Source organism: Bradyrhizobium glycinis (assembly GCF_016031655.1).
Taxonomy (GTDB): Bacteria; Pseudomonadota; Alphaproteobacteria; order Rhizobiales; family Xanthobacteraceae; genus Bradyrhizobium; species Bradyrhizobium glycinis.
Map to the genome: position 1 here is coordinate 79,899 of NZ_JACCHQ010000023.1, position 22,775 is coordinate 102,673.

At 65.5% G+C, this 22,775-nt stretch carries 12 protein-coding genes; 5 read left to right on the forward strand and 7 right to left on the reverse strand.

The window, feature by feature from the left end:
- Positions 1–323 precede the first annotated feature (323 nt).
- On the forward strand, positions 324–2,018 hold the full coding sequence (locus tag HZZ16_RS27660) for a methyl-accepting chemotaxis protein (RefSeq protein ID WP_197952990.1): 1,695 nt from the start codon (positions 324–326) through the stop codon (positions 2,016–2,018).
- Between the two features lie 157 nt (positions 2,019–2,175).
- Here the strand turns inward: HZZ16_RS27660 and HZZ16_RS27665 are convergent, their stop codons facing one another.
- Positions 2,176–5,982: a YhdP family protein gene (locus tag HZZ16_RS27665; protein WP_197952991.1), complete on the reverse strand. Its 3,807-nt coding sequence runs from the start codon at positions 5,980–5,982 to the stop codon at positions 2,176–2,178.
- A 195-nt stretch (positions 5,983–6,177) separates the two neighbouring features.
- On the opposite strand from HZZ16_RS27665, the gene HZZ16_RS27670 reads away from it, so the two are divergent.
- Positions 6,178–6,867 carry a peroxiredoxin gene (locus HZZ16_RS27670; RefSeq protein ID WP_197952992.1) on the forward strand — a complete coding sequence of 230 codons (690 nt, stop codon included), beginning with the start codon at positions 6,178–6,180 and terminating at the stop codon, positions 6,865–6,867.
- Between the two features lie 111 nt (positions 6,868–6,978).
- Positions 6,979–8,334, forward strand: coding sequence for a M23 family metallopeptidase (locus tag HZZ16_RS27675; protein ID WP_197952993.1), 1,356 nt, complete (start codon positions 6,979–6,981; stop codon positions 8,332–8,334).
- A gap of 54 nt (positions 8,335–8,388) precedes the next feature.
- Here the strand turns inward: HZZ16_RS27675 and HZZ16_RS27680 are convergent, their stop codons facing one another.
- The 6 genes from HZZ16_RS27680 to HZZ16_RS27705 all read right to left on the reverse strand — a co-directional run bounded on the left by HZZ16_RS27680 (position 8,389) and on the right by HZZ16_RS27705 (position 17,642).
- On the reverse strand, positions 8,389–9,300 hold the full coding sequence (locus tag HZZ16_RS27680; RefSeq protein WP_197952994.1) for a DMT family transporter: 912 nt from the start codon (positions 9,298–9,300) through the stop codon (positions 8,389–8,391).
- Positions 9,301–9,830: 530 nt separating this feature from the next.
- The gene (locus tag HZZ16_RS27685) at positions 9,831–10,970 is read right to left on the reverse strand and encodes a calcium-binding protein (protein ID WP_197952995.1); all 1,140 of its coding nucleotides are present in this window, start codon (positions 10,968–10,970) and stop codon (positions 9,831–9,833) included.
- A 497-nt stretch (positions 10,971–11,467) separates the two neighbouring features.
- Positions 11,468–12,349: an NAD(P)-dependent oxidoreductase gene (locus tag HZZ16_RS27690; protein ID WP_197952996.1), complete on the reverse strand. Its 882-nt coding sequence runs from the start codon at positions 12,347–12,349 to the stop codon at positions 11,468–11,470.
- A gap of 2 nt (positions 12,350–12,351) precedes the next feature.
- Positions 12,352–13,483 (reverse strand): peptide chain release factor 2 gene (gene prfB / locus HZZ16_RS27695; RefSeq protein WP_197952997.1). Its coding sequence is split into 2 segments (ribosomal slippage): positions 12,352–13,413 and positions 13,415–13,483, totalling 1,131 coding nucleotides; the frame shifts between segments, so codons are not numbered across the junction.
- Positions 13,484–13,590: 107 nt separating this feature from the next.
- The gene (locus tag HZZ16_RS27700) at positions 13,591–16,092 is read right to left on the reverse strand and encodes a penicillin-binding protein 1A (protein WP_197952998.1); all 2,502 of its coding nucleotides are present in this window, start codon (positions 16,090–16,092) and stop codon (positions 13,591–13,593) included.
- A 254-nt stretch (positions 16,093–16,346) separates the two neighbouring features.
- Entirely contained in the window at positions 16,347–17,642 is a 1,296-nt protein-coding gene (locus tag HZZ16_RS27705) for an N-acetylmuramoyl-L-alanine amidase (RefSeq protein ID WP_197952999.1), read from the reverse strand.
- A 705-nt stretch (positions 17,643–18,347) separates the two neighbouring features.
- Here HZZ16_RS27705 and HZZ16_RS27710 point away from each other — a divergent pair.
- Positions 18,348–21,455, forward strand: coding sequence for an Rne/Rng family ribonuclease (locus HZZ16_RS27710; RefSeq protein ID WP_197953000.1), 3,108 nt, complete (start codon positions 18,348–18,350; stop codon positions 21,453–21,455).
- A gap of 66 nt (positions 21,456–21,521) precedes the next feature.
- Positions 21,522–22,754: an NAD(P)/FAD-dependent oxidoreductase gene (locus HZZ16_RS27715; RefSeq protein WP_197953001.1), complete on the forward strand. Its 1,233-nt coding sequence runs from the start codon at positions 21,522–21,524 to the stop codon at positions 22,752–22,754.
- The last annotated feature ends 21 nt before the right edge of the window (positions 22,755–22,775 follow it).

Here is a 22,775-nt window from a genome sequence, read left to right on the forward strand (position 1 = left end):
CGGCAGACCGGCGGTGCCGTCTCAGCGCGTCCCCAGCACGTTCCAGATCAGAACGAGGGCCGCGACGAGCAGCAGAGACATGATGATGCGATGAACGAATCGAGTCATTGCATGTCCGTCCAAACTCTCTAGCTGCCAAAACCCAAGATCGATTCCCTTCCCCAGACGGGCTGGAGCCCGTCTGCACGGCGATTTGCCTGCATGATTGCGCACGCGCCTGCGAACGTTGTCCGCGCGGCAGGCCGCCGCATGCCTCCATTCATGATTGGTAAGAACTTCATGCTACCGGTGCGAGCAATAACAACCATTCCGTAGGGGCTGTGATGAAACTGCTGAGTCATCTGAAGATCCGTACCAAGCTTGCCAGCATGGTCTGCCTCGCGGCTGTCACGGTCACGGCCATCATCGGCGTATCGGCCGTGCTCAGCAAGAGCCGGATGATGGAGGACCGCGTCCAGCAGATGCGGACCGCGGTCGAGCTCCTCTACAACTACGCCCAAGCGCTGCAGGACGAAGTGACTGCCGGCAAGCTGACGCCGGCCGAGGCCAAGAGCCTGTTCCACCAGCGCGGCCGCCGCATGAACTTCAACGGCAACCAGGGCTATCCGGTGGTTTACAATCCGGACGGCTCACTGGTCGTGAACGGCGCCAATCAGCAGCTCGAAGGCAAGATCACCGGCGCCAAGGATTCCAACGGCGTGCTGATCGCCGACGCCATCATCAAGGCCGGCAGCGAGACTGCGCAGGGCGGCGTCACCTCTTATCTCTATCCCCGTCCCGGCCAGACCGAGCCGCTCCGCAAGACCGTGTTCGCGCGCAAGTTCGCGCCCTGGAACGTGATCATCAGCTACGGCCTCTATGTCGACGACATCGACGCCGACGTGCGCGCCTTGACGCTGGAGCTTGGCGCCATCGGCATCGGCCTGATGCTGCTGATGGCGGCGCTGTCCTGGCTGATCGCCCGCGATGTGCTCGGCGCGCTCGACCGTCAGAAGAACCGCATGCAGGCGATTTCCGAAGGCGCCATCGACAAGCCGGTCGAGGAGACCGACCGCGGCGATGAGATCGGCCGCATGGCCGAGACGCTCGAAATCCTCAGGCAGACTGCGCTGACGGCCCGCACGCTGGAGGCCGAGCAGGTCGCGGCCAAGGCCCGCAGCGAGCAGGAGAAGCGCGAGGCCCTGATCGCCCTTGCCGACCGTTTCGATGCCTCCGTCGGCCAGCTCGTCGGCCTGATGGCTTCCGGCTCCGGTGAATTGGAGAGCACCGCCAAGTCGATGTCGTCGACCGCCGAAGGCACCAATCGCCGCGCCGCCGTGGTCGGCTCGGCCGCCACCGAAGCCAGCCAGCGCGTTCAGACCGTCGCCGCTGCCGCCGAGGAGCTCTCCTCTTCCATTACCGAGATCAGCCGGCAGGTCGCGCAATCCGCCGAGGTCACCGGCCGCGCGGTGGACAGCGCCCGCCGCACCGACACCATCGTGCGTGCGCTGTCCGACGGCGCCCAGCAGATCGAGCACGTCGCCGAGCTGATCTCCAACATCGCGGCGCAGACCAACCTGCTCGCCCTCAACGCCACCATCGAGGCCGCCCGCGCCGGCGAAGCCGGCCGCGGCTTTGCAGTCGTCGCCTCCGAGGTGAAGTCGCTGGCGAGCCAGACCGCGGAAGCCACCCGCGAGATCGGCGACAAGATCGCCCAGATCCAGGGTGCGACCAAGGAAGCGGTCGATGCGATCGGCGGCATCACCGCCACCATCGAGGAGGTCAGCCGCATCGCCACCTCGATCGGCGCCGCGATCGAGGAGCAAGGCGCCGCCACCGCCGAGATCGCCCGCAGCGTCTCGCAGACCGCGGAGGCAACCAAGGAGGTCACCACCAATATCGGCGGCGTCAGCACGGCGGCCAACGAGACCGGCAATGCCGCCGGCATGGTACTCGCCGCGGCGAGTAATCTCTCCAAGCAGGCCGAGCAGCTCTCCGGCGAAGTCGGAACGTTCCTGAAGGGCGTGCGCGCGGCCTAACGCGCCACTCCAGTCTCAAAACGTTTGGCGCGAAAGAGTCGCCACATTCGTCATGGCCGGGCTTGTCCCGGCCATCCACGTTTTTAACCGCGCCGCACGAAGAACGTGGATGCCCGGGACAAGCCCGGGCATGACGAGCACCTGGGAATGTGGGTGGTTACCGCCGTGCGAGGGTGCAGCCGCTCGACAGCTGGCGGGTCGACCCGGTCGAGCCGTCGTTCGACTGCGACGGGAATTCATCGAACGGCGAATTCTGCTTGCCGGTGTTGAACTCGAAGATCTTGCGGAACAGGCCCGGCGCCATCGCCGAGATCGGATTGACGCGCATCACGGGCGCGGCCGGCGTGCCGACGACCTCGTAGGTCACGCCGATCAGCCCCTCATTGTTGCCGCCGCCGAGGAAGATGCCGAATAGCGGGATCTGGCCGAAGATGTTGTTGACCCCGTACATCGGCACGAAGGTCCCGCTCATGCAGACCTGGTTGCCGGGATAGTCGATCGAGCCCTCGATCGTGGCGCCGATCATCGGCCCCTTGACCACGCCGTCGCGGATCGTGAGCGCGCCGTTCTGCCGGGTGAACTCGGCGCGCAGCGCGCTGAAGGAGACGCCGTTTCCGGTCCCGTTGGGCGCGCCGGCAGCCACGCGCTCCAGCTGCGCCTCGCCCTTGACCGTGAAGTCGCGCACGTTGATGAGGCCTTCACGCGCGGTGTTCGGCTCGGAGGCCGGCGGCTCCATCGCCACCACCATCTGGCCGCCGACCGCCTTGGTGTAGGTGTCGGTGAAGCGCAGCAGCGCGCCGGCATCGTTGGTCTGGAGATAGATCACCTCGCGGTTGCCCTGCGCGCGGCCGCCGCGCAGGTCGGCAGCGACAGGCGTGTCGCGGCCGATCTTGCCGCTCAGCGTGAACGCTTTGATGGCACCGTTGCGCTTCGACATCTTGGCGTCGAGACTGCGCATGGCCTCGCCGTTGAAGCCGGCGACGGCACCGAGCTTCACGTCGATGTCGAAATCGACGTTCTTCAGCTTGTTCTTGTCGTCCTTGGAATTGCCTGAGATCGCCGACTTCAGGAAGCCGCGGCCGTCGAACACGTCGCCGCGCATGGTGCCGCGCAGCACACCGTCCTGGCTGCGCTCCACTCTGAGCGAGGCCTTGTCGCCGTCGGACGGCGCGTAGGTCGGGAAGTTCGCGTTCACGAGATCGCCGTTCGCGTCGAGCTCGAGCGAGCCCTTGATCGAGGCGCCGCCACCTTCGATGACGATGTCCTCGAAACGCGTCGATTGCGCCGTCGGCACCACCTTGAAGCTGGCCTTCCCGGACTTGCCCGGCAGCTTGACCCAGCCGGGCAGGATGTTGTCGAGCCTGACCGCGGTCAGGTCGGCCTCGACGCCGAGCTTCGTCGTCTGATCCGCGCCGCTCGCGATCTTGCCCGACAGTTTGATCGGCAGCGATCCGCTGACGGCGGGGCTGAGATCGAAACCGAGCCGCGAACGGCTGGCATCGTCCAGCGTCGCCTGCAACCTGACGTCCGCGTCGCCCTCGGCCGGCTTGCGATAATCGAGCGAGGCCGCCTGGCCGTTGATCTTGACGTCGCCTTTGACCTGATAGCCCTGGTTGTTGGCGAGGATCTTGAGGTTGTTGGCTTCCAGTTTCTGGTTCATCACCAGCTTGTCGGCGGCAAAACCGTTGAGATCGGCCGTGACGGCGTAGGTGGTGTCGGCCTTGGTCAATTCGCCCTTGACCGGCATGCCGAGCTGGATGTTCGCCGAGAACGTTCCCTTGCTGGTGTTGGGATCGACGACGGTCGCCGACAGGTCGCTCAGCCGATCATTGGCGAGCATTTCAGCGGCCGCAGGCACCGGCCCTTCCACACGGAACCTGCTCCGCGATGGCGACGGCTTGGGCGCCATGTCGGGCACCTCGAACACGAAGTCGGAGATCGTGACCTTGCGGCCAGCGGGGGTATCGGCAATGCCCTGCCCGATGTTGACGGTCGCGGTCCGTCCGGTCACGCGCGCCTTCAGATCGGCATCGCGCACCACCGGCATACCGTCCACGGGTCGGACCGCAACGCCGCTCGCCACGATATTGACCGACAGGCCGTCGTCCGGAATGGGCGGGCCCTTGCGCGGCAGGTTCCTGGTCGGCGAGTTGACGCCGATCTCGATGCGCTGGAGCGTTCCGCGCTCGATCCGTTCGATCACCCATTCACGCAATTCGGGGACGATCAGCGTCGGCCACATCCGCTTCAAGGCGGAGGCCGACATCGGCGTGCCCGCAAAGCCGAGGGTGAGCCGCGGCTCGCCCGAATAGTCGAGGGCGCCGGTGCCGGCGACGCCGATCTCGCCGTTGGAGACGTCGGCCTGCGTCAGCAGGATGCGCTTGTGGTCGGTATCGAAGCGGAAGCCGATCGCAATGCGGTTGAAGACGAGCGGCGGCTCGTTCTCGATGCCGCCGAGCAGGATCGACCCACCGCTGAAGCCGAGCTGCCAGTCGTTGATGTTGCCGTTGGGCGGCTCCAGATGGGCCAGAAGCGTCAGGCGGTTGGCGCCCGAGAGAATCTTGAATGGTGCGACCAGTACCCGCCGGTTCGCATCCCACTCGACATTGATCTCGGCCGAGTCGATGGCCATCGGGTAGTCGGGCGTGTCGGTATCGATGATGTTGCCGGCGCCGACCGCGATCTTGCCGCGGAAGAAGGTCGGCACGCCGTCGCGGCCGAGCTCGCCCTTGAGCTCGCCCGTCAGCGGCAGGTCGGCGGTGTAGGTGAGGTCCTTCACCCGCAGCGCCAGCAGGATGTTGGAGGTCGAGACCTTGTCGGCCTTGATGTCAACCGAGCGCACGCCGTTCTCGGCCGGGCCGATCGTGGCGCGCAGCATCCACGGGCGCGCGCCCTCCTCGCCGAGGCTGAGCGCGACGCCGCCGCGGCTCGGCCGGCGCAGGCTGAGCGTGATGTTCTCGAACGACCATTTGCTGCCGCGCTGCTGATCGTCGACAATCAGGACGCCGTTCTTCAGACCGATCTCGTTGAGGTTCTGACCGTCAAGGCCCGTCATGCTCAGGCTGTCGAGCCAGTCGAGGCCCTGCAGGATGCCGCTCTGCGCGGTCGCCTGCGGTGCGGCCTGCGATGCGTCCGGGGTCGCAGGCGCGGTCGCGAATGGCGGCGGGGGGATACCGCTGCGCGGGAATGTCGGCGGCAGGCCCGCGTCCTTCTTGGACGCCACACCGGTCGCCAGCGGCTTTGCGGTGTCGCCGGCGGACACGGTGACGGTGCCGTCGGGCGCAATGCGGATGGCGAGCTCGGCATCGACCAGATTGAGGCTCTCGGCACGCAGATGCCCCATCAGGAGAGCCGCACCCGACAGCTTCACCTCGGCCTTCGGCGCGCTGGCGACGACGGCATGATCGCGGTCGCGAACGATGATGTCTCGGATGCGGACGGCAATGCGGACCCGCCCGGCACGCTCGATCTGAGTACCGCCGACCTCCACCGTGTTGCCGTGGCCGATATTGTCCTCGATCGCGGCTGCGAGCCACGGCGTTGCGATGTCCAGATTGATGGGACCGGCGCCGAGCCGCCACCACAGCGCACCGAAACAGCCGACGAAAATGACGATAATGGTGGCGACGGCCACGGCCATGCGCCTCAGCCAGCGACCCCCACCCGCCCAGCGGCGCAGCGCGCCGTATCCGCCACCGAAGCGAAGGAAGCCCGAACCGGAACGCGCCAGCAACCGGCGTGCGCGATTGCGCGCCGCCGCTTCCTGATCCGGGTCCCAGTCGGCGTCGTCCCATTCCTGCGGCTCAAATTGGCCGCCGCGCCGATCAAGATCCCGGTTGTAGTCCTGGGGCGACGTATTCCTTGCCATTGCCTCTCGATACAGGCGCCCATCATAGGATTGAGCGCCGCCGGGACCGCAGCCGTTCGCGGGAAGCGAAACTCCCTGCGCCGGCACTGCCGCCATACCTCGAATATTCCTGCTGTTCGTCATTTCGCCCCGGGAGCGCGTTCAACGAGCAGTGGGGTGGTGCGTGGAATTCCTTGTAACCAGACTCCGGCGTCGTCAGACTTGCCCACAAGAGGGCGCGATTCCGGCTCACCGGACGAGAGCTGCAATACCGCCTCGGTTGACCTGCCGAAAGCGTCGAAAGGAAGGCGTATGTCCAAGAAATCCCGAAAGAAATCGTCCAAAGCGCCCTCCGGCAGCCCGACCGCTAAAAAGAAGTCCGCAAAAACGCGGGCATCGACTCAAACAAGGTCCGCGAAAACGCAGCGGACACCGGCACGCAAATCAACCGCGACCATAGCAAAAGCAGGATCACATAAGGCCGCATCGAAACAGTTAAAATCCTTCAAATCGGCCTCCTCCCCAGCTGCGGCGATGTCCGGATTGGCCGAGGGCCAAAAGGCCCCCGCCTTCCGCCTGCCGCGCGACGGCGGCGACGTGGTCACGCTGGCCGATTATGCCGGCCAAAAGCTCGTCCTGTTCTTCTACCCCCGCGCCGACACCCCCGGCTGCACCAAAGAGGCGATCGACTTCACCCGCCTGGCCGACGCCTTCGCTGCCGCCGGCACCGCGGTCCTCGGCATCTCCGCCGATCCGGTAAAGGCCCAGGAGAAGTTCCGGGACAAGCACAAGCTCGGCGTTCCCCTCATCTCGGACGAGACGCATGAGATGCTGGAGGCATACGGAGCCTGGGGCGAAAAGTCCATGTATGGCAAGAGCTTCGTCGGGATTCTTCGCACCACGGTCCTGGTCGGGGCGGACGGTAAGGTAGCGCGGATCTGGCGCAATGTCCGGGTCGACGGCCATGCCGACGAGGTGCTGGAGGCGGCAAGGAGCCTTTAACCAATCCTTTAAATTCGCGCATTCCCATTTGCTGAAAATTAACCATGAGCGGCCCAGATTGCTGCGGCAATTGAGCCGCAAGGAACCCATCCGACCGGCGCGGGAGTGCCGATGTCGAAAAGTTCTGCCCAATACTCGCAGTACCTCCAACATCATCCTCACGACCACGGACGGGCCTTCCAGCGCCGTCCGGCCGCCCCAGCGGCGGCAACCGCGATTCCCCTGGCCGCCGCCGACGATGCCTACACCATCGTCCATGCCGGCAAGCAGGTCCGCTTCGGGCCCGTGGTGTTCTGGATCGTGGTCGGCACCGTGGTGCTGCTCGGGTTATGGTCGGCCGCCACTGCCACCTATTTCGCGTTCCGCGACGACGTCCTGACCCGGCTGATCGCCCGCCAGGCCGAGATGCAATACGCCTATGAGGACCGCATCGCCGAGCTGCGCGCCAAGATCGATCGCACCACCAGCCGCCAGCTGCTCGACCAGGAACAGTTCGACCAGAAGCTCGACCAGATCATGAAGCGCCAGACGGCGCTGGAGTCCCGGGCCACGGCGCTCGGCGCCATGCCCGACGTGACCGGCTCGATTCCCCGCGCTGCCCCGCAGCGCGGCGATTCAAGCCAGACCACGCCAAAACCGTCGCCGATCAGCGACACCGTGATCTTCGTGGCGCCACCGGATCGCGAAGCACGCCTCGAATCGCGCGCGCCGAGCGTCGTGGCAGCGCCGACCAGCCAGTTCGCCAAGAACCAGGGTTTCGACAACGTGCTGGTCCGGCTCACGACCTCGCTTGATCAGGTCGAGCGGCGTCAGATGGCGACGCTCAACGCGGTCGAGGAAAGCATGGATTCGCGCATGCGCCGGATGCGCAGCGTAGTGAGCGATCTCGGCCTGAACCTTTCCCATCTCGAAGCTGCCGTGCCGCGCAGCGCGATGGGCGGACCGTTCGTCCCCGTCAAGCTGACGGCGAATGCCGGACCGTTCGAAAAGCAGCTCCATCGCATCCACACCACGCGCGCCGAGATGGACCGTCTCAACCGCACGCTGGCGCTGGTGCCCTACCGCAAGCCCGTCATCGGCGAGGTCGAGTTCACGTCCGGCTTCGGTGTGCGCAGCGATCCTTTCCTGGGCCGGCCCGCGATGCACACCGGCCTCGATTTCCGCGCCGCAAGCGGTGACCCCGTCCGCGTCACCGCCTACGGCAAGGTGGTTTCCGCCGGCTGGTCCGGCGGCTATGGCCGCATGGTCGAGGTCGATCACGGCAACGGGCTATCGACCCGCTACGGCCATCTCTCCGAGATCAACGTCAGGGTCGGCGAAGTCGTGAAGATCGGCCAGGTCATCGGCCTCGTCGGTTCGACCGGCCGCTCCACGGGTCCGCACCTGCACTATGAGACCCGTATCGAGGGCGAAGCGGTCGACCCACAGAAATTTCTGCGCGCCGGCGTGCGCCTGAGCGCAGGCTAGCGCGGGCAGAGTTGGCGATCACTGGCTTCGCTCGTGGTGAGGCAGCGCTGGAACTTACGCGGCGCGACGCAGCGGGTCGAACGCACGTCCGTCGATCACCAATAGTGCGCTGCCGATGACGAGCGCGCCCGCGATCTCACGCATCGAGATCGACTCGCCCAGCACCAGCCATCCCAGAAGGATCGCGGTGACGGGAATGAGCAGCGTCACCAGCATCACGTTGCTCGCCCCCGAGCGCCGCACGATCTGAAAGAAAACGATGTAGGCGAGCGCAGTCGAAAGCGCGGCGAGCCCGAGTACCGCGAACCAGGTCGCAACGCCCGGGATCGGAAGACGCCACGGCTGCTCCATGACGCCGGCCACGACCGCCATCATCACCGTCGATGCCATCAACTGAAATGTCGCCGTTCCAAGTGGGACCGAATCCTTCAGCAGCCGCCGCGCCGCCAGCGCCGCAAAGCCGTAGCTCAGTGCGCCGCCAAGGCAGAGCAGGACGCCGAACCCCTGCCCCGGCCTCGTCTCGAAGCCCCATCCGCGCAGAAGGATCACGCCGGCGAGACCCAACGCCACCCCGGCCATGCGGCGCATCTGCAAGGCCTCCTCGCCCGCGACAATCATCACGACCACCGTGAACATCGGCGTGGTCGCGTTCAGGATCGAGGCCAGCCCACTCGGAATGAACGTCTGGCCGATCACGATCAGCGAGAACGGGATGACGTTGTTGAGCAGCCCGATCGCGATGAACGGCGCCCACCCCGCCCAGCTCTTGGGAAAGCCGACGCCATGTGCGCGCAGCAGCGGCAGCAGCATGGCCGCGCCGAGCGCCACGCGCAAAAACACCAGCGTCAGCGGCGGCAAGTCCCGCAACGCCGCGCCGTTGAAGAAGAACGAGCCGCCCCAGAGGATCGAGAGCAGAGCAAGCAGCGACCAGTCTCGCGCGTCGATCCGGTGGTCGTTCGGGGGCATGGACTCTCACATCGATAGTCGAGCCCGCTGACCTAGAGCGACGGGGCGAACAGTGCCACCCGATTTCCGATGAAATGCCGGCTTCGAAGCTGATACCAGGAATGAATGCGGCGATCGAATTGTCCCGCGCGATGCTGGCCGGCCAGGACTTGTAACTCATAAACCCGATCGGCGCGCGCGGAGGCGGCGCCTTGTCCACTCAGTTTTCAATAGCGGACATGGCGAGGTTGACCCAGCTGGTCGGCTAAGGGCCACAAGCAGACTCAAGCGTTGCTGCAAATCTCAGCCTGTAGCGCGGATTGGTTTAGTGACGGGTCTGCCGGAGTGAGAGGTTGGCGAGAGGCTAATTAGCAAAGAGCCGTGCGCATGCTCGCGCTCGCTGCCTGTCGGATATCAGCTCGCCCGACCACCGCTTCGGTCATGGAGGCGCCAGCTCGGACGTAAAGATAAATTTAGCCTTCCGCACCATGTCGCGGCGGGCACTCGGACGCGTCCTCGAATGCTATCTTGCGAGCGAATGGCTTTCGTTTTCAGGCAAATAAAAAGTCCTTTTCCGTGAGTGAACCCGTGAAGTTGTGCAGAGTAACTTGATCTTCTCCTGCGGTAATGACGGTGTCAGTTGCACTTTGGGTGATGACGAGATCGTCGAATGACTGCACGCCCGCCACATCGATGAACTTGATCTGATCGTGTTGGCTCTGACTGAAGTCTTCGATGGTGTTCTGGGTCCCGACTGTCATCACGCCGTCGTCCTTGAACACGAACTGATCTCGGCCGCCCTCAGCGCCGCCTGACAATAACCCGTCACCCCACATCACGTTGTTGACAGTACTGCCGGCTGCCGCGGTCCCGGCATACAGGATATCGTTGCCGCCCTTGCTGCAGCCGGACAAGGACAGCGCGTCGCCGTAGAGGAAATTATTGAGCTGACCACTGCCACTGTTGCTGCCGCCAGTGAGAACATCGTTGCCGCCGTGTGCGAAGTCCGACATGGCAAACGCGTCACCCCGGAGAATGTTCTCTCCACCGCCGCTCGTGTTGCCGCAGGTTAGGTAATCATTGCCGCCAACTGCACGACCCGACATCGTAGCGGCGTCGCCAGTGACCTCATTGAAAGTCGAGCCGCTGGCCATGAAACTGTCATTTCCGCCCTCAGCATGGCCGGACATGTTACCGGCCGCATCACCGTAGAAGGTGTTGGATACGCCAAAAGTGGCCGCCAGAACCGTGAAGGTATCGTCACCGCCTTTACTATGATTGGAAATGTGGCCGCCGGCATCGCCGACGAAAGTGTTGACGAAGCTTAAGGGTCCCCCCGTGAAGGTATCGTTGCCGCCCTCACTGTGGTCCGACATGCTATCGCCGGCATCGCCGTAGAAAGTGTTGACGGAGTGTAAGGATCCTCCCGTGAAGGTATCGTCGCCGCCTTTACTGTGGTCCGACATGTTGCGGAGCGCGTCACCGTAAACAATGTTGATGACGTTGAAAGATCCTCCAAAGAAGGTGTCGTCGCCGCCCCTGGAAAAGTCGAACATGCTGCCGCCGGCATCGCCGACCAGAAAATTTGTGATTGGTCTAGGTATAGTGTTGTCGGCGCCGGTGAGAATGTCGTCGGTGCCCCATTGATGGTCGGTCAGATCGCCCAGGGTAAATGGAACGCGCTTGAACATTGTAGCCTCCCGCGGATTCACCCCCAGGCATCAGAATAGTCTGGAGGATTGACGTAAGGAGATAGTTGGGTTTGCGACGAAGGAGCGCCGTCGTGCGGTCACTGCCGCGCGGCTCTTAGGGTTCCCGCCGTTCGGTATTCGTCAGAATATTACTTCTCAGGGTTCGAATGCTCACCATCGACCCGCCCACTGTGGAACAGCACGGCATTCTTCGCCTTGCGCGCACGCTACCAAAGATTTAGCGACCGCAATTGACGAGCCTCAAGTTTGGCCAGCAGCGCGCAACGGGTCAGCACACGGCACACCGGTCGTTAGGCGGCATGGGTCCCGACGGCGGTTGGCGAGCTAAGCTGTTGGTCTCGCGGTGGAGCGGTCACTCACGGCCCTTAGCCGAAGTAGTCTTCGTGCCTAATGTCGGCCTTGGGCCACAAGTCGCCGTATACCCTCGAGGTCGGAGAGTTCCGCTTTGCGTAAGCTGAAATTTATGAGTACACGCCCTAAGCATGCTTCTTCGGCTGCGACACCAGCTCGATCATCCGCCCTTCATCCTCATCCGGCATTGCCGCCTTCGCCTGCGCGTAGGCCTCGACCGCGGCGCGTGCCACCAGCGGCTTGTCGGCGAGGAGGCTCTCGGCGAGCTTCACCGCATAGGCCGCGTCCTTGTGCCGGAGCGCTGCCGTGAAGGTCGCGCCGCTGAAATCACGGGCGACCATGCGCTTGGAGTGACGCGCTACCTGCGGGCTTGCAGCGACGCCAGCCTGGATCGAGTCCAGCACCAAGTTCATGTCGAGCGCGGCCTGCTCGGCAATCGCAAGGCCCTCGGCGAGGCCGGCGATCTGGATCGCGCCCATGAGATTGTTGATGAGCTTGTAAACCGTGCCGGAGCCGACCGCGCCGAAATGGCGGATGGTCGAGCCGATCGGCGTCAGAAACGGCCGCGCGCGGTCGAGATCGGCCGCATCGGCTCCGACCAGAAGCGTCAGCTTGCCGGCCGCCGCCGCGTCCGGCAATCCCGTCACGGGGCAGTCGATGTAGATCAGCCCGCGCGCGTTGAGCTCGCGGCCCATCTCGCGGGCGTGGTCATATGAGACGGTGGAGCATTCGATGGCGATGGTGCCGGCCTTCGCCGTCTTGGCTGCTCCTTGCGGCCCGAGCCAGACCGCGCGCGAGGCCTCGTCGTCGGCCACCATGGTCACGACCGCGTCGGCATCGATCGCGGCATCTTCCGGCGAGGTCGCCCAAATCGCGCCGCGCGCGATCAGGTCCTCGGCCTTTGCCTTGCTGCGATTCCAGACCGTTACCGTGAAGCCGGCATCGAGATAGCGGCCGGCCATGCCGTGGCCCATCCGCCCAAGCCCGATGAACGCGACGCGGGGCATGGCTAGTCCACGTCCTCGACGTCGCCGGCGGTGGTGCCGAAAGCGCGCTGCGCCAGCGTCGCGGCCATGAACTCATCGAGCTCGCCGTTGAGCACGCCCGCGGTATCGGAGGTCTGCACGCCCGTGCGAAGGTCCTTCACCATTTGATAGGGCTGCAGCACGTAGGAGCGGATCTGGTGGCCCCAACCGATGTCGGTCTTGGCGGCCTGGTCGGCGGCGGCCTTCTCCTCGCGCTTCTTCAGCTCGATCTCGTACAGACGCGCGCGCAGCATGTCCCAGGCCTGCGCCCGGTTCTTGTGCTGGGAACGGCCGGCTTGGCAGACCACGGCGACGCCGGTCGGGATATGCGTCAGGCGCACCGCGGATTCGGTCTTGTTGACGTGCTGGCCGCCGGCACCGCCCGATCGCATGGTGTCGACGCGGACGTCGGATTCCTTGATGTCGATCTTGATGCTGTCGTCGATGACGGGGAACACCTGCACGCTCGAGAACGAGGTGTGCCGCCGCGCATTGGAATCGAACGGCGAGATGCGCACCAGGCGGTGCACGCCGGCTTCGGTCTTCAGCCAGCCATAGGCGTTGTGGCCGGAGACCTGGATGGTCGCCGACTTGATGCCGGCCTCTTCGCCCTCGGACTCTTCGAGGTACTCGACCTTGAAGCCATGCGTTTCGGCCCAGCGCGTGTACATGCGCAAAAGCATCTGCGCCCAGTCCTGGCTCTCGGTGCCGCCGGCGCCGGCATGGACTTCGAGGTATGAATCGAAGCGGTCGGCTTCGCCCGAGAGCAGCGCTTCGAGCTCGCGCCGCGCCACTTCCTTCTTCAGGTTCTTCAGCGCAGCTTCGGCTTCCGCGACGACGCCCTCATCGCCCTCGGCTTCGCCGAGTTCGATCATGCCGATGTCGTCTTCGAGCTCCTGCTCGACCTTGCCGATGCCCGAGAGTGCATCCTCCAGCGAGGTGCGCTCCTGCATCAGCTTCTGGGCTTTCTGGGGGTCGTTCCAGAGGTTGGGATCTTCTGCCAGCTTGTTCAGCTCAGCGAGGCGCGCCGTCGATTTCTCGACGTCAAAGATGCCTCCTCAGCAGCCCGACTGACTGCTTGATCTCTTCTACCAACCGTTCGATTTCGGCGCGCATGTTGTTCTCTGTCTTGCGGAATCCCGCGTGCAGTTCGAGAGGGGATGTAACGGCGGCGGCCGCAAAGCGCAACCGCCCGAACCGTGATCGTCGGCCTTATCCGCGGCCTACCACAACCCGCCGGTGCCCGGCCGCATCAGGAAGCCGGAATCCGGCTGCTGCGAGGCCGGCATGCCGCCGCGTCCGTCGGCGTCGGCAACGCCGATGACCGAGTAATTGTCCGGCGGCGCCGTGCCCGGCTTGAAGGCTTCGAGGATGGTTCCCCCCGTCTCGCCGGGGCCGGCGCGCATGCCGGTCTTGGCGACGACGCGGACGAGCTTGATGCCGGCAGGTACCTTGAACGGGACCGCAGGCTTGTCGGCGAGCGCGAGCTTGAGGAAGTCACGCACGATCGGAGCAGCCAGATGGCCGCCGGTCGCGGCATTGCCCTTGCCGAGCGGACGCGGCTTATCGTAGCCCATGTAAACTGCGACCGCGATGTCCGGCGAGAAGCCGACGAACCAGGCGTCCTTGGCCTCGTTGGTGGTGCCGGTCTTGCCGGCGACGGGCTTGCCGACCTCCTTGATCACCGTGGCCGTACCGGACTGCACCACACCCTCCATCAGCTCCGTGATCTGATAGGCGGTCATGGAGTCCAGCACCTGCTCGCGGCGGTCGATCAGCTGCGGCTCGGGCTGGTTCTTCCAGCCGCCCGGTGCGTCGCAGCCACGGCATTCGCGCTGGTCGTGCTTGAAGATGGTGCGGCCGTAACGGTCCTGGATGCGGTCGATCAGCGTCGGCTTCACGCGGCGGCCGCCATTGGCGAGCATCGAGTACGCCGTGACCATGCGCATCGCCGTCGTCTCGCCGGCGCCGAGCGCGTAGGAGAGATAGTTCGGCAACTCATCATAGACGCCGAAGCGGCGGGCATATTCGCCGATCAGCGGCATGCCGATGTCCTGCGCGAGGCGCACCGTCACAGTGTTGAGCGACTGCCGCAACGCATTGCGCAGCGTCACCGGTCCCTGGAATTTGCCGGAGGAGAAGTTTTCAGGCCGCCACACGCCGGCACCCTGGCCCTGGTCGATCTCGATCGGCGCGTCGAGCACGACGGTCGAGGGCGTATAGCCGTTGTCGAGCGCGGCCGAATAGACGATCGGCTTGAACGACGAGCCGGGCTGCCGGTAGGCCTGCGTGGCGCGATTGAACTGGCTCTGGTCGAACGAGAAGCCGCCGACCATTGCGAGCACGCGACCGGTCCAGGGATCCATCACCACCATCGCGCCGGAGACTTCCGGAATCTGGCGGAGCCGGTACTGGCCTTCGACAGGGTGGCCGTCCTTGTAGAGCGGATCGGCATAGATCACGTCGCCCGGCTGGAGCACCTGCGACACCGCGGTCGGCGTCTTGCCCTTGGCGCCGCCCTGCACGGCCCGCGCCCAGCGCACGCCGTCGACCGTGACAATGCCGGTCTCGCGCTGCTTGCTGACGGCCCCGCCGAGCTCGCGGCTCGGCTGGAAGCCGATGCGCGCCGACTGGTCGCTGGTCTCGAGCACCACCGCCATGCGCCACGGCGAAATGTCTGACAGCGACTTGATCTCGGCGAGTTTCACGCCCCAGTCACCCGAAATGTCGAGCTTGCTGATGGCGCCGCGATAACCCTGCTGCTCGTCATAGTTCACGAGGCCCGCGACCATGGCCTTGCGCGCCATGACCTGGATCTTCGGATCGAGCGTGGTGCGAACCGACAGGCCGCCTTCGTAGAGCTTCTTCTCGCCGTAGCGCTCGAAAATGTCGCGGCGGACTTCCTCGGCGAAATATTCGCCGGCGAAGGTGTGGGCGCCGTTGGAACGGCTGGTGACGGCGAGCGGCTCCTTGCGCGCCTTGTCGGCGTCGGCCTGCTTGATCCAGCCGTTTTCCAGGAGACGGTCGATCACGTAATTGCGACGCTCGACGGCGCGGTCGCGGTTGCGGACCGGATGCAGCGTCGCCGGCATCTTCGGCAGCGCCGCCAGATAGGACGCTTCCGCCACGGTCAGCTCGTTCACGGACTTGTCGAAATAGACCAACGAGGCCGCCGCGATGCCGTAGGCGCCGAGGCCAAGATAGATCTCGTTGAGATACAGCTCGAGGATCTTGTCCTTCGAATAGGTCTTCTCGATGCGCATCGCCAGCAAGGCTTCCTTGATCTTGCGGGCGAAGGAGACCTCGTTGGTGAGCAGGAAGTTCTTGGCGACCTGCTGGGTGATCGTGGACGCACCCTGCGGACGGCGGTTGGAGCCGTAGTTCTGCAGATAGAGCAGGCCTGCGCGCGCCATGCCGGTGTAGTCGATGCCGCCGTGCTCGTAGAAATTCTTGTCCTCGGCCGCGAGGAACGCGTTGATCACGAGCTTCGGCACCGCCTGGATCGGCAGATACAGCCGCCGCTCCTTGGCGTACTCGCCGACCAGCGAACCGTCGACCGCGTGCACACGCGTCATCACCGGCGGCTCGTAATCCTGAAGCTGAGAGTAGTCCGGCAAGTCCTTGGAGAAATGCCAGATCAGGCCTGCCACGGCCCCGACACCGACAAGGAACACCACTGTTCCCGCGGCGAACAGGAAGCCCATGAACCGCACCAGCAAGCGCATTATCTGTTTATCCGTTCAAACTCTGGATCAGCCCAGTATCAGCCCCACAGGACCTAAAAACTGGCACCCCAAAACTGGCGCCAACCTCACGTCGCGAATTCACCGGCTTACGCAATCACATCGAGGCCGGACTTAAGACGCTTGCCGAACAGGATTCTCGCCGATTCCGGAACCCTCTACCGGTTTCTATAAAGCGTCCGCTGTGGCCAAACTAGGGCCTTCGGCTCGGCAAGAACGAACAAGAACAAACCGGCTCAGTTCGACGTCCCGGCCGTGGCCATCCGCTTGGTCAAAAATCCGTCGATCGCCTGGGCCATCGAGCCGACGGCGCGGGACCGCCAGCCTTCGGAGACCAGATGCTCGAGATCCCCCTTGTTGGAGACGTAGCCGATCTCGACCAGCACCGATGGCACGTCGGGCGCTTTCAGGACGCGGAAGCCGGCGGATTTCAGGGGATGCTTGTGCATCCGCACCGTCTGCTTCATTTCGCTCATCAAAAGGCGGGCGAAACGGTTTGAGAAGGTGCGGGTTTCGCGCTGCGTGAGGTCGATCAGGATGTCGGCGACGTCGGTCGGCTCCTCCGCGAGGTTGAAGCCGGCGATCGCATCGGCGCGGTTCTCCGCATCCGCCAGCCGCTGGGCCTCGGCGTCGGAGGCCTTGTCGGAGAGCGTGTAGATCGTCGCGCCCTGCGCATCGCCCTCGGCCCGCGGCAGCGCATCGGCGTGGATCGAGACGAACAAGGCCGCCTTGAGATTGCGCGCGATCTTGGTCCGGTCATTGAGGGGAATGAAGGTGTCATCGTCCCGCGTCATGACCACGCGGTACTTGCCGGCTTTTTCCAGCTTGTCGCGGAGCGCCAGGCCAAAAGCCAGCACCAGGTTTTTCTCGCTCTCGCCGCTCGACTGCGTCCCGTTGTCGATGCCGCCATGGCCGGGATCGATCACGACCACCGGTCGACTATCGGGCTTCTGCTGCCCGGCATCCGGGGCCGGCGCACTGGGAACCGTGGCCGGTGGCGCTTCCGCGATCGCGGGCCGCAGCTCGGGACGGTTTTCGGGAGCACGCGACGACACGAAGGCGGTGCGGTCGACCTCCTCCAGCTCGAGCACGAGCCGGGCCGGTTGGCCGTTGGCCGCCTCCAGCACGTAGGAATTGGCGATCTTCGCTGGCCCGGTCAGGTCGAATACGATTCGCGAGCCGCCGGGCATGACGAGCCCGTAGCGGAAGGCCTTGACCAGCCCCCGCCCCCCAGTTCCAGTCCCGGCGGGCAACTGGAAATTCACCTGCGGCACGTCCACCACCACGCGATAGGGGTCGGCCAGCGTGACGGCGCGGAAGGTGACGGTCTGGTCGAGGTCGAGGATGAAGCGGGTCTGCTTGCCGTCGCCGGCCAGGCGGGCGGCCGAGGCGACCGGAAAATTCGCCGCGACGGCAGCAGGTTGCAGGCGGCTTTCCGCAGCGATCAGGCGCGAGGAATCAGCACACGGCAATGCCGCGGTGCACAGCAACACGCCCCCCAGCAAAATCCGTCGATTTGTGCGGCTCGCCACCGATTCCGTGCCTCCGAGCAGCTCTCTTAACGCAATAGAACCACAGGGTTAATCGATCCTTAATGACGGAAATGCGAAACTCGCCGACTGTGACCGCCGTGCGACGCTCCCTTGCACGGATGGCTCATTCCTCGTATGTACGGAATGCTGACGGCCGATATTTCCGGTTGTGTCGCATTCAGCCTCCCGGTGCAGCGCCGGAACTCTCAACGTTTGAGAATTCCAGCGTTTTCCGCTTCCCTCTACGACCAGCGCGGTGCGCGGCAGCGAGGTGGAGCGGGTCAAGCCCCGGCGGCGGACGGTCTCGGGTTACCACTCATGTTACCGGGACGGTTCTGACAGCGGCGTAACCCATTACCCGGCCCCTTGGTCCCAAGGGGGCGGTTCGTGATCCCCAAGGCGAGCGCGCTCGCGCCGTGCCTGGCCAGCAGCAACTGATTGAAGGGCGGCCTCGCCGCCCAGTGTTTCATACGGGCCGACGCTTGATGCGCCAGACTGTGCCGACGAAATCTGAAGGAGCATTCGCGACGCTGCGGAGTGACAATCCCGCGCGTCGCAATGGTCCTGAAGCTTCCGGTTCGGCAAGGCGCGAGAGACGGCGCTTCGGCCTTCCCCTCACCCCCGAATCAGGTGGACCGTCGCGTCACCCGGCGGCGCGGTACGCGCCCACGGCTTATCGCGTCCGCCGCCGCCAAGAGTTAAGACATGCCCAACAAGATGTTGATCGATGCCACCCACCCGGAAGAGACCCGGGTCGTCGTGGTCCGCGGCAATCGCGTCGAAGAGTTTGATTTCGAGACTGCGCAACGCAAGCAACTGCGCGGGAATATCTACCTCGCCAAGGTCACAAGGGTCGAACCCTCGCTCCAGGCCGCCTTCGTCGAATATGGCGGCAATCGCCACGGCTTTCTCGCCTTCAGCGAAATCCATCCCGACTACTACCAGATCCCGGTCGCCGACCGGCAGGCGCTGATCGAGGCCGAGGAACAGGCCCATCGCGAGGCCGAGGAGGAGACCGAGAACCGCTCGCACGGCCGTCGCCGCTCGCGGCACCGCAACGCCCGCCGCCGCGGTCATGGCGAGCGCGTGCGCAGCGACATCGTCGAAGGTCTCGAAGCCGGCGCCGATCCCGCCGCCCAGCCGGTCGAAGGCGCCGCGCTGCCGGAGCACGCCGAGGGCGAGCATCTGCACGCCGATACGGAGCGTCACGGCGAGCACGAGGGCCACGATCATGATCATGGCGACCATGATCATGACGAACATCGTCATGCCAACGATGACGAGCACCATCACGCTCACGATGACGCCCACGGCCGCGAGGACGAGCGCGATCATCACGATCGTGATTACACCGACGAGACGCCCGCGCCTGTCGCGGCGGTCGGCGCCGAGCCCGCGGTCGAGACCGATGCCGAGCCGCAGCCGGCTCCAAGCTTCGAGACTCCCGCTCCCGAAGCTTATGCCGCGGAAGCGCAGGCGGAGCCTCTGGCAGAAGCCGTGGCATCGGCCGCCGAGCCGGCCGATGCCGTCTACGCCGCCGGCGAAAGCACCGAAGCCCCGCAAGCGGACGCCGTGGAAGCAGCCGACGAGGACGACGAGGACGAGGACGGCGAGGATGCCGAAGAGGAAGTCGTCGAATCGGTCGGCGGCGACGACGTGCTGGAGGAAGTGCCGGAGCGTACCTTCCGTCCGCGCCGCCAGTACAAGATCCAGGAAGTCATCAAGCGCCGCCAGGTGATGCTGGTTCAGGTCGTCAAGGAAGAGCGCGGCAACAAGGGCGCGGCGCTGACGACCTACCTCTCGCTCGCCGGCCGCTACGCCGTCCTGATGCCGAACACCGCACGCGGCGGCGGTATCAGCCGCAAGATCACCAGCGCGCAGGACCGCTCGCGCCTGAAGGAAGTGGTGCAGGACCTCGACGTGCCCGAGGGCATGGGAATCATCCTGCGCACCGCGGGCGCCTCCCGCACCAAGCCCGAGATCAAGCGCGACTTCGAATACCTGATCCGGATGTGGGAGACGGTGCGCGACCTCACGCTGAAATCGCAGGCCCCGACCCTCGTCTACGAGGAGGGCTCGCTGATCAAGCGCTCGCTGCGCGACCTCTACAACAAGGAGATCGACGAGATTCTGGTCGCCGGCGAAGCCGGCTACCGCGAGGCCCGCGACTTCATGAAGATGCTGATGCCCGCCAATGTCGGCGTGGTGAAGCAATATCGCGACGGCCAACCGCTGTTCTCGCGCATGGGCGTCGAGAGCCAGCTCGATGCGATGTTCTCGCCGACCGTCCAGCTGCGCTCCGGCGGCTACATCGTCATCAACCAGACCGAGGCGCTGGTCTCGATCGACGTCAACTCGGGACGATCGACGCGCGAGCACCACATCGAGGACACCGCGCTCAAGACCAACATGGAAGCGGCCGAAGAGGTCGCCCGCCAGCTCCGCTTACGCGACCTCGCCGGCCTGATCGTCATCGATTTCATCGACATGGACGAGAAGCGCAACAACCGAGCGGTGGAGCGCAAGCTGTCCGACTGCCTCAGGCAGGATCGCGCGCGCATCCAGGTCGGCCGCATCTCGCATTTCGGCCTGCTCGAGATGTCGCGCCAGCGCATTCGCGCCAGCGTGCTGGAGTCTTCGACCGATCCGTGCCCGCATTGCGGCGGCACCGGCCACGTCCGCTCGGTGTCCTCGGTGGCGCTGCAGCTCCTGCGCGGCCTCGAAGAGATCCTGATGAAGGGTGCGACCCACAATCTCGTGGTCCGCACCCGCACCGACGTTGCTCTCTATGTGCTGAACCACAAGCGCGGCCATCTGCGCGATCTCGAGAACGGCTTCAAGGTCACGCTGTCGGTGATCGCCGATCCCGGCGTCAGCGGCCCGCAGGCCTATGTGATCGACCGCGGCGAGCAGGTGCATACGCTCGAAGCCGCCAAGGCGCTGCTCGCTGCGCAAGCCGCTGCGAGCCCGCCGCCACTGGCCGAAGAGGCCTATGACGACGAGGACGGCTTCGACCTGGAGACTGAATCCGAGGTCGAAACCGACGAGACCGAAGGCCTTGCCGACGAGCAGGCTGGCGGCGAGGCAGCCTCGGAGCAGGATGGCCAGCGCCGCAAGCGCCGTCGCCGCCGGCGCGGCCGCGGCGGCCAGCGCGAAGGTGAGTTGCGCGAGGATACGGCGCCGGCCCTGCCTGAGCCCGCGATGATCGCCGGCGAAAGCGAGGACGAGACCGAGTCCGAACAGGACGGTGAGGAAGGCGACGAACAGGCGGCCCGTGGCGAGCAGCAGGGCGGCGGTGAGCGCCGGCGCCGGCGTGGTCGCCGCGGCGGACGCCGCCGTCGCGGTGGCGGCGAGGAAGGTCTTGCCGGCTCCATCAGCGACGAGCTCGGCACCGGCCAGCCGCCGGAAGCTGCCGATGCAGTGGCCGATTTCGATGGCTTCGGCAGCCAGGCTTCGCCCTCGATCGCAGAGGCCGAGCCGACCGGCGAGCCGCAAGTTGCGCAGCCTGAGCCGCCCGCGGAGATACAGACCGAGGCGCCGGCCCAGTCGGAGCCCGCTGCCGCCGCGACGACCGCAACGCCGGACGAAGAGCCTGCCGGCGACAAGGCCGCGCGGCGCCGCTCCACCGTGCGCGAAAAGGTGAGCTTCCTGCTCAACAGCCAGCCAGAGCCCGCAACGCCTGCGGCGCAGGCCACCGAGCCGGTTGCTGCAGCCACGCCGGCGCCTGAGCCCGCGCCGGAGGCGGCAAGCGAAACCCCGGCCGCCCCGCGTCGGGCCGGCTGGTGGTCACGCCGTTTCGGCGGCGGCGAGTAAAGGGACAAATGGAATTGAAACCGCCCGGCCCAACCGGGCGGTTTTGATTTGATGAGGTCAGTTGCGATGCAAAGCGCGATCATTCTCGGCGGCGGCATGGTGGGCGTGGGCGCGGCGCTGCATCTGCAGCGGCGCGGCTGGTCGGTGACGCTGATCGATCGCAGGGAGCCGGGCCGCGAGACCAGCTACGGCAATGCCGGGATGATCCAGGCCGAAGCGGTACGCCCCTATCCGATGCCGCGCGACCTCGCTTCACTCTTGAAGATCGCGACCGGCCGTACCAACGACGTGCGCTACAGCCTCTCCTCGCTGCATCTCCACATCGAGCCCCTGCTCCGCTATTGGTGGCATTCGGCGCCGAAGCGGCATCGCGAGGCGATCGAGGCGTGGGCACGGCTGATCGCCTACGCAACGGCCGAGCACGACACCCTGATCCGCGAGGCGCATGCCGACAATCTCATCCGCCGCGCCGGCTACCGAGCGCTGTTTCGCGATGCCGCTTCATTGGATCTCGCGGTCAAGGCTGCCGAGGAAGACCAGCGCGAATTCGGCGTGAACTACCGCGTGCTGTCGGGCAGCGAGCTTGCCAGAGCCGAGCCGATCCTGCGCGACGATCTCCCCGGCGCAATCCATTGGCTCGACACCTGGACCGTGTCCGACCCCGGCGCGCTGGTCACGGCCTATGCCGAGCTGTTCGCGCGGCTCGGCGGCAGGATCGTGCTCGGCGATGCGCAGTCGCTGCGACAGACCGCGACCGGCTGGTCGGTCGATACCGACCAGGGCCGCATCGACGCTGCACACGCCGTCGTGACGCTCGGGCCGTGGTCGCCCGATTTGTTGTACAAATTCGGCTATCGCATCCCGCTGGTGCGCAAGCGCGGCTACCACATGCATTACAGCGGCGGCGCTTCGCTCGACCTGCCGCTGGTCGACAAGGCCCGTGGCTACGCCATGGGACCGATGGCCAAGGGCATCCGCATCACCACGGGTGCCGAATTGACCGGCGCGGACGCGCTCGCAACACCAGTGCAGCTCGCCAGCGCCGAGGCCTCCGCGCGCGAGCTGATCGACCTCGGCAAGCGGGTCGAGCCGGATCCGTGGTTCGGCACGCGGCCCTGCACGCCCGACATGCTGCCGGTGCTCGGCCCCGCTCCGCGCCACCCCGGCCTCTGGATGAATTTCGGCCATGGCCATCAGGGCTTCACGTTGGGCCCTGCGACCGGACGCCTGCTCGCGGAGATGATGAGCGGCGAAACGCCGGCGGTCGATCCCACGCCGTACCGGCCCGAGCGGTTCTAGCCCAAAGAAAAGGGCTGATCG

Excerpts from the sequence above, each read along its gene's own strand:
- HZZ16_RS27660 (WP_197952990.1), top strand. The coding sequence starts at position 324 with ATGAAACTGCTGAGTCATCTGAAGATCCGTACCAAGCTTGCCAGCATG.
- HZZ16_RS27665 (WP_197952991.1), bottom strand. The coding sequence starts at position 5,982 with ATGGCGGCAGTGCCGGCGCAGGGAGTTTCGCTTCCCGCGAACGGCTGC.
- HZZ16_RS27670 (WP_197952992.1), top strand. The coding sequence starts at position 6,178 with ATGTCCAAGAAATCCCGAAAGAAATCGTCCAAAGCGCCCTCCGGCAGC.
- HZZ16_RS27675 (WP_197952993.1), top strand. The coding sequence starts at position 6,979 with ATGTCGAAAAGTTCTGCCCAATACTCGCAGTACCTCCAACATCATCCT.
- HZZ16_RS27680 (WP_197952994.1), bottom strand. The coding sequence starts at position 9,300 with ATGCCCCCGAACGACCACCGGATCGACGCGCGAGACTGGTCGCTGCTT.
- HZZ16_RS27685 (WP_197952995.1), bottom strand. The coding sequence starts at position 10,970 with ATGTTCAAGCGCGTTCCATTTACCCTGGGCGATCTGACCGACCATCAA.
- HZZ16_RS27690 (WP_197952996.1), bottom strand. The coding sequence starts at position 12,349 with ATGCCCCGCGTCGCGTTCATCGGGCTTGGGCGGATGGGCCACGGCATG.
- HZZ16_RS27700 (WP_197952998.1), bottom strand. The coding sequence starts at position 16,092 with ATGCGCTTGCTGGTGCGGTTCATGGGCTTCCTGTTCGCCGCGGGAACA.
- HZZ16_RS27710 (WP_197953000.1), top strand. The coding sequence starts at position 18,348 with ATGCCCAACAAGATGTTGATCGATGCCACCCACCCGGAAGAGACCCGG.
- HZZ16_RS27715 (WP_197953001.1), top strand. The coding sequence starts at position 21,522 with ATGCAAAGCGCGATCATTCTCGGCGGCGGCATGGTGGGCGTGGGCGCG.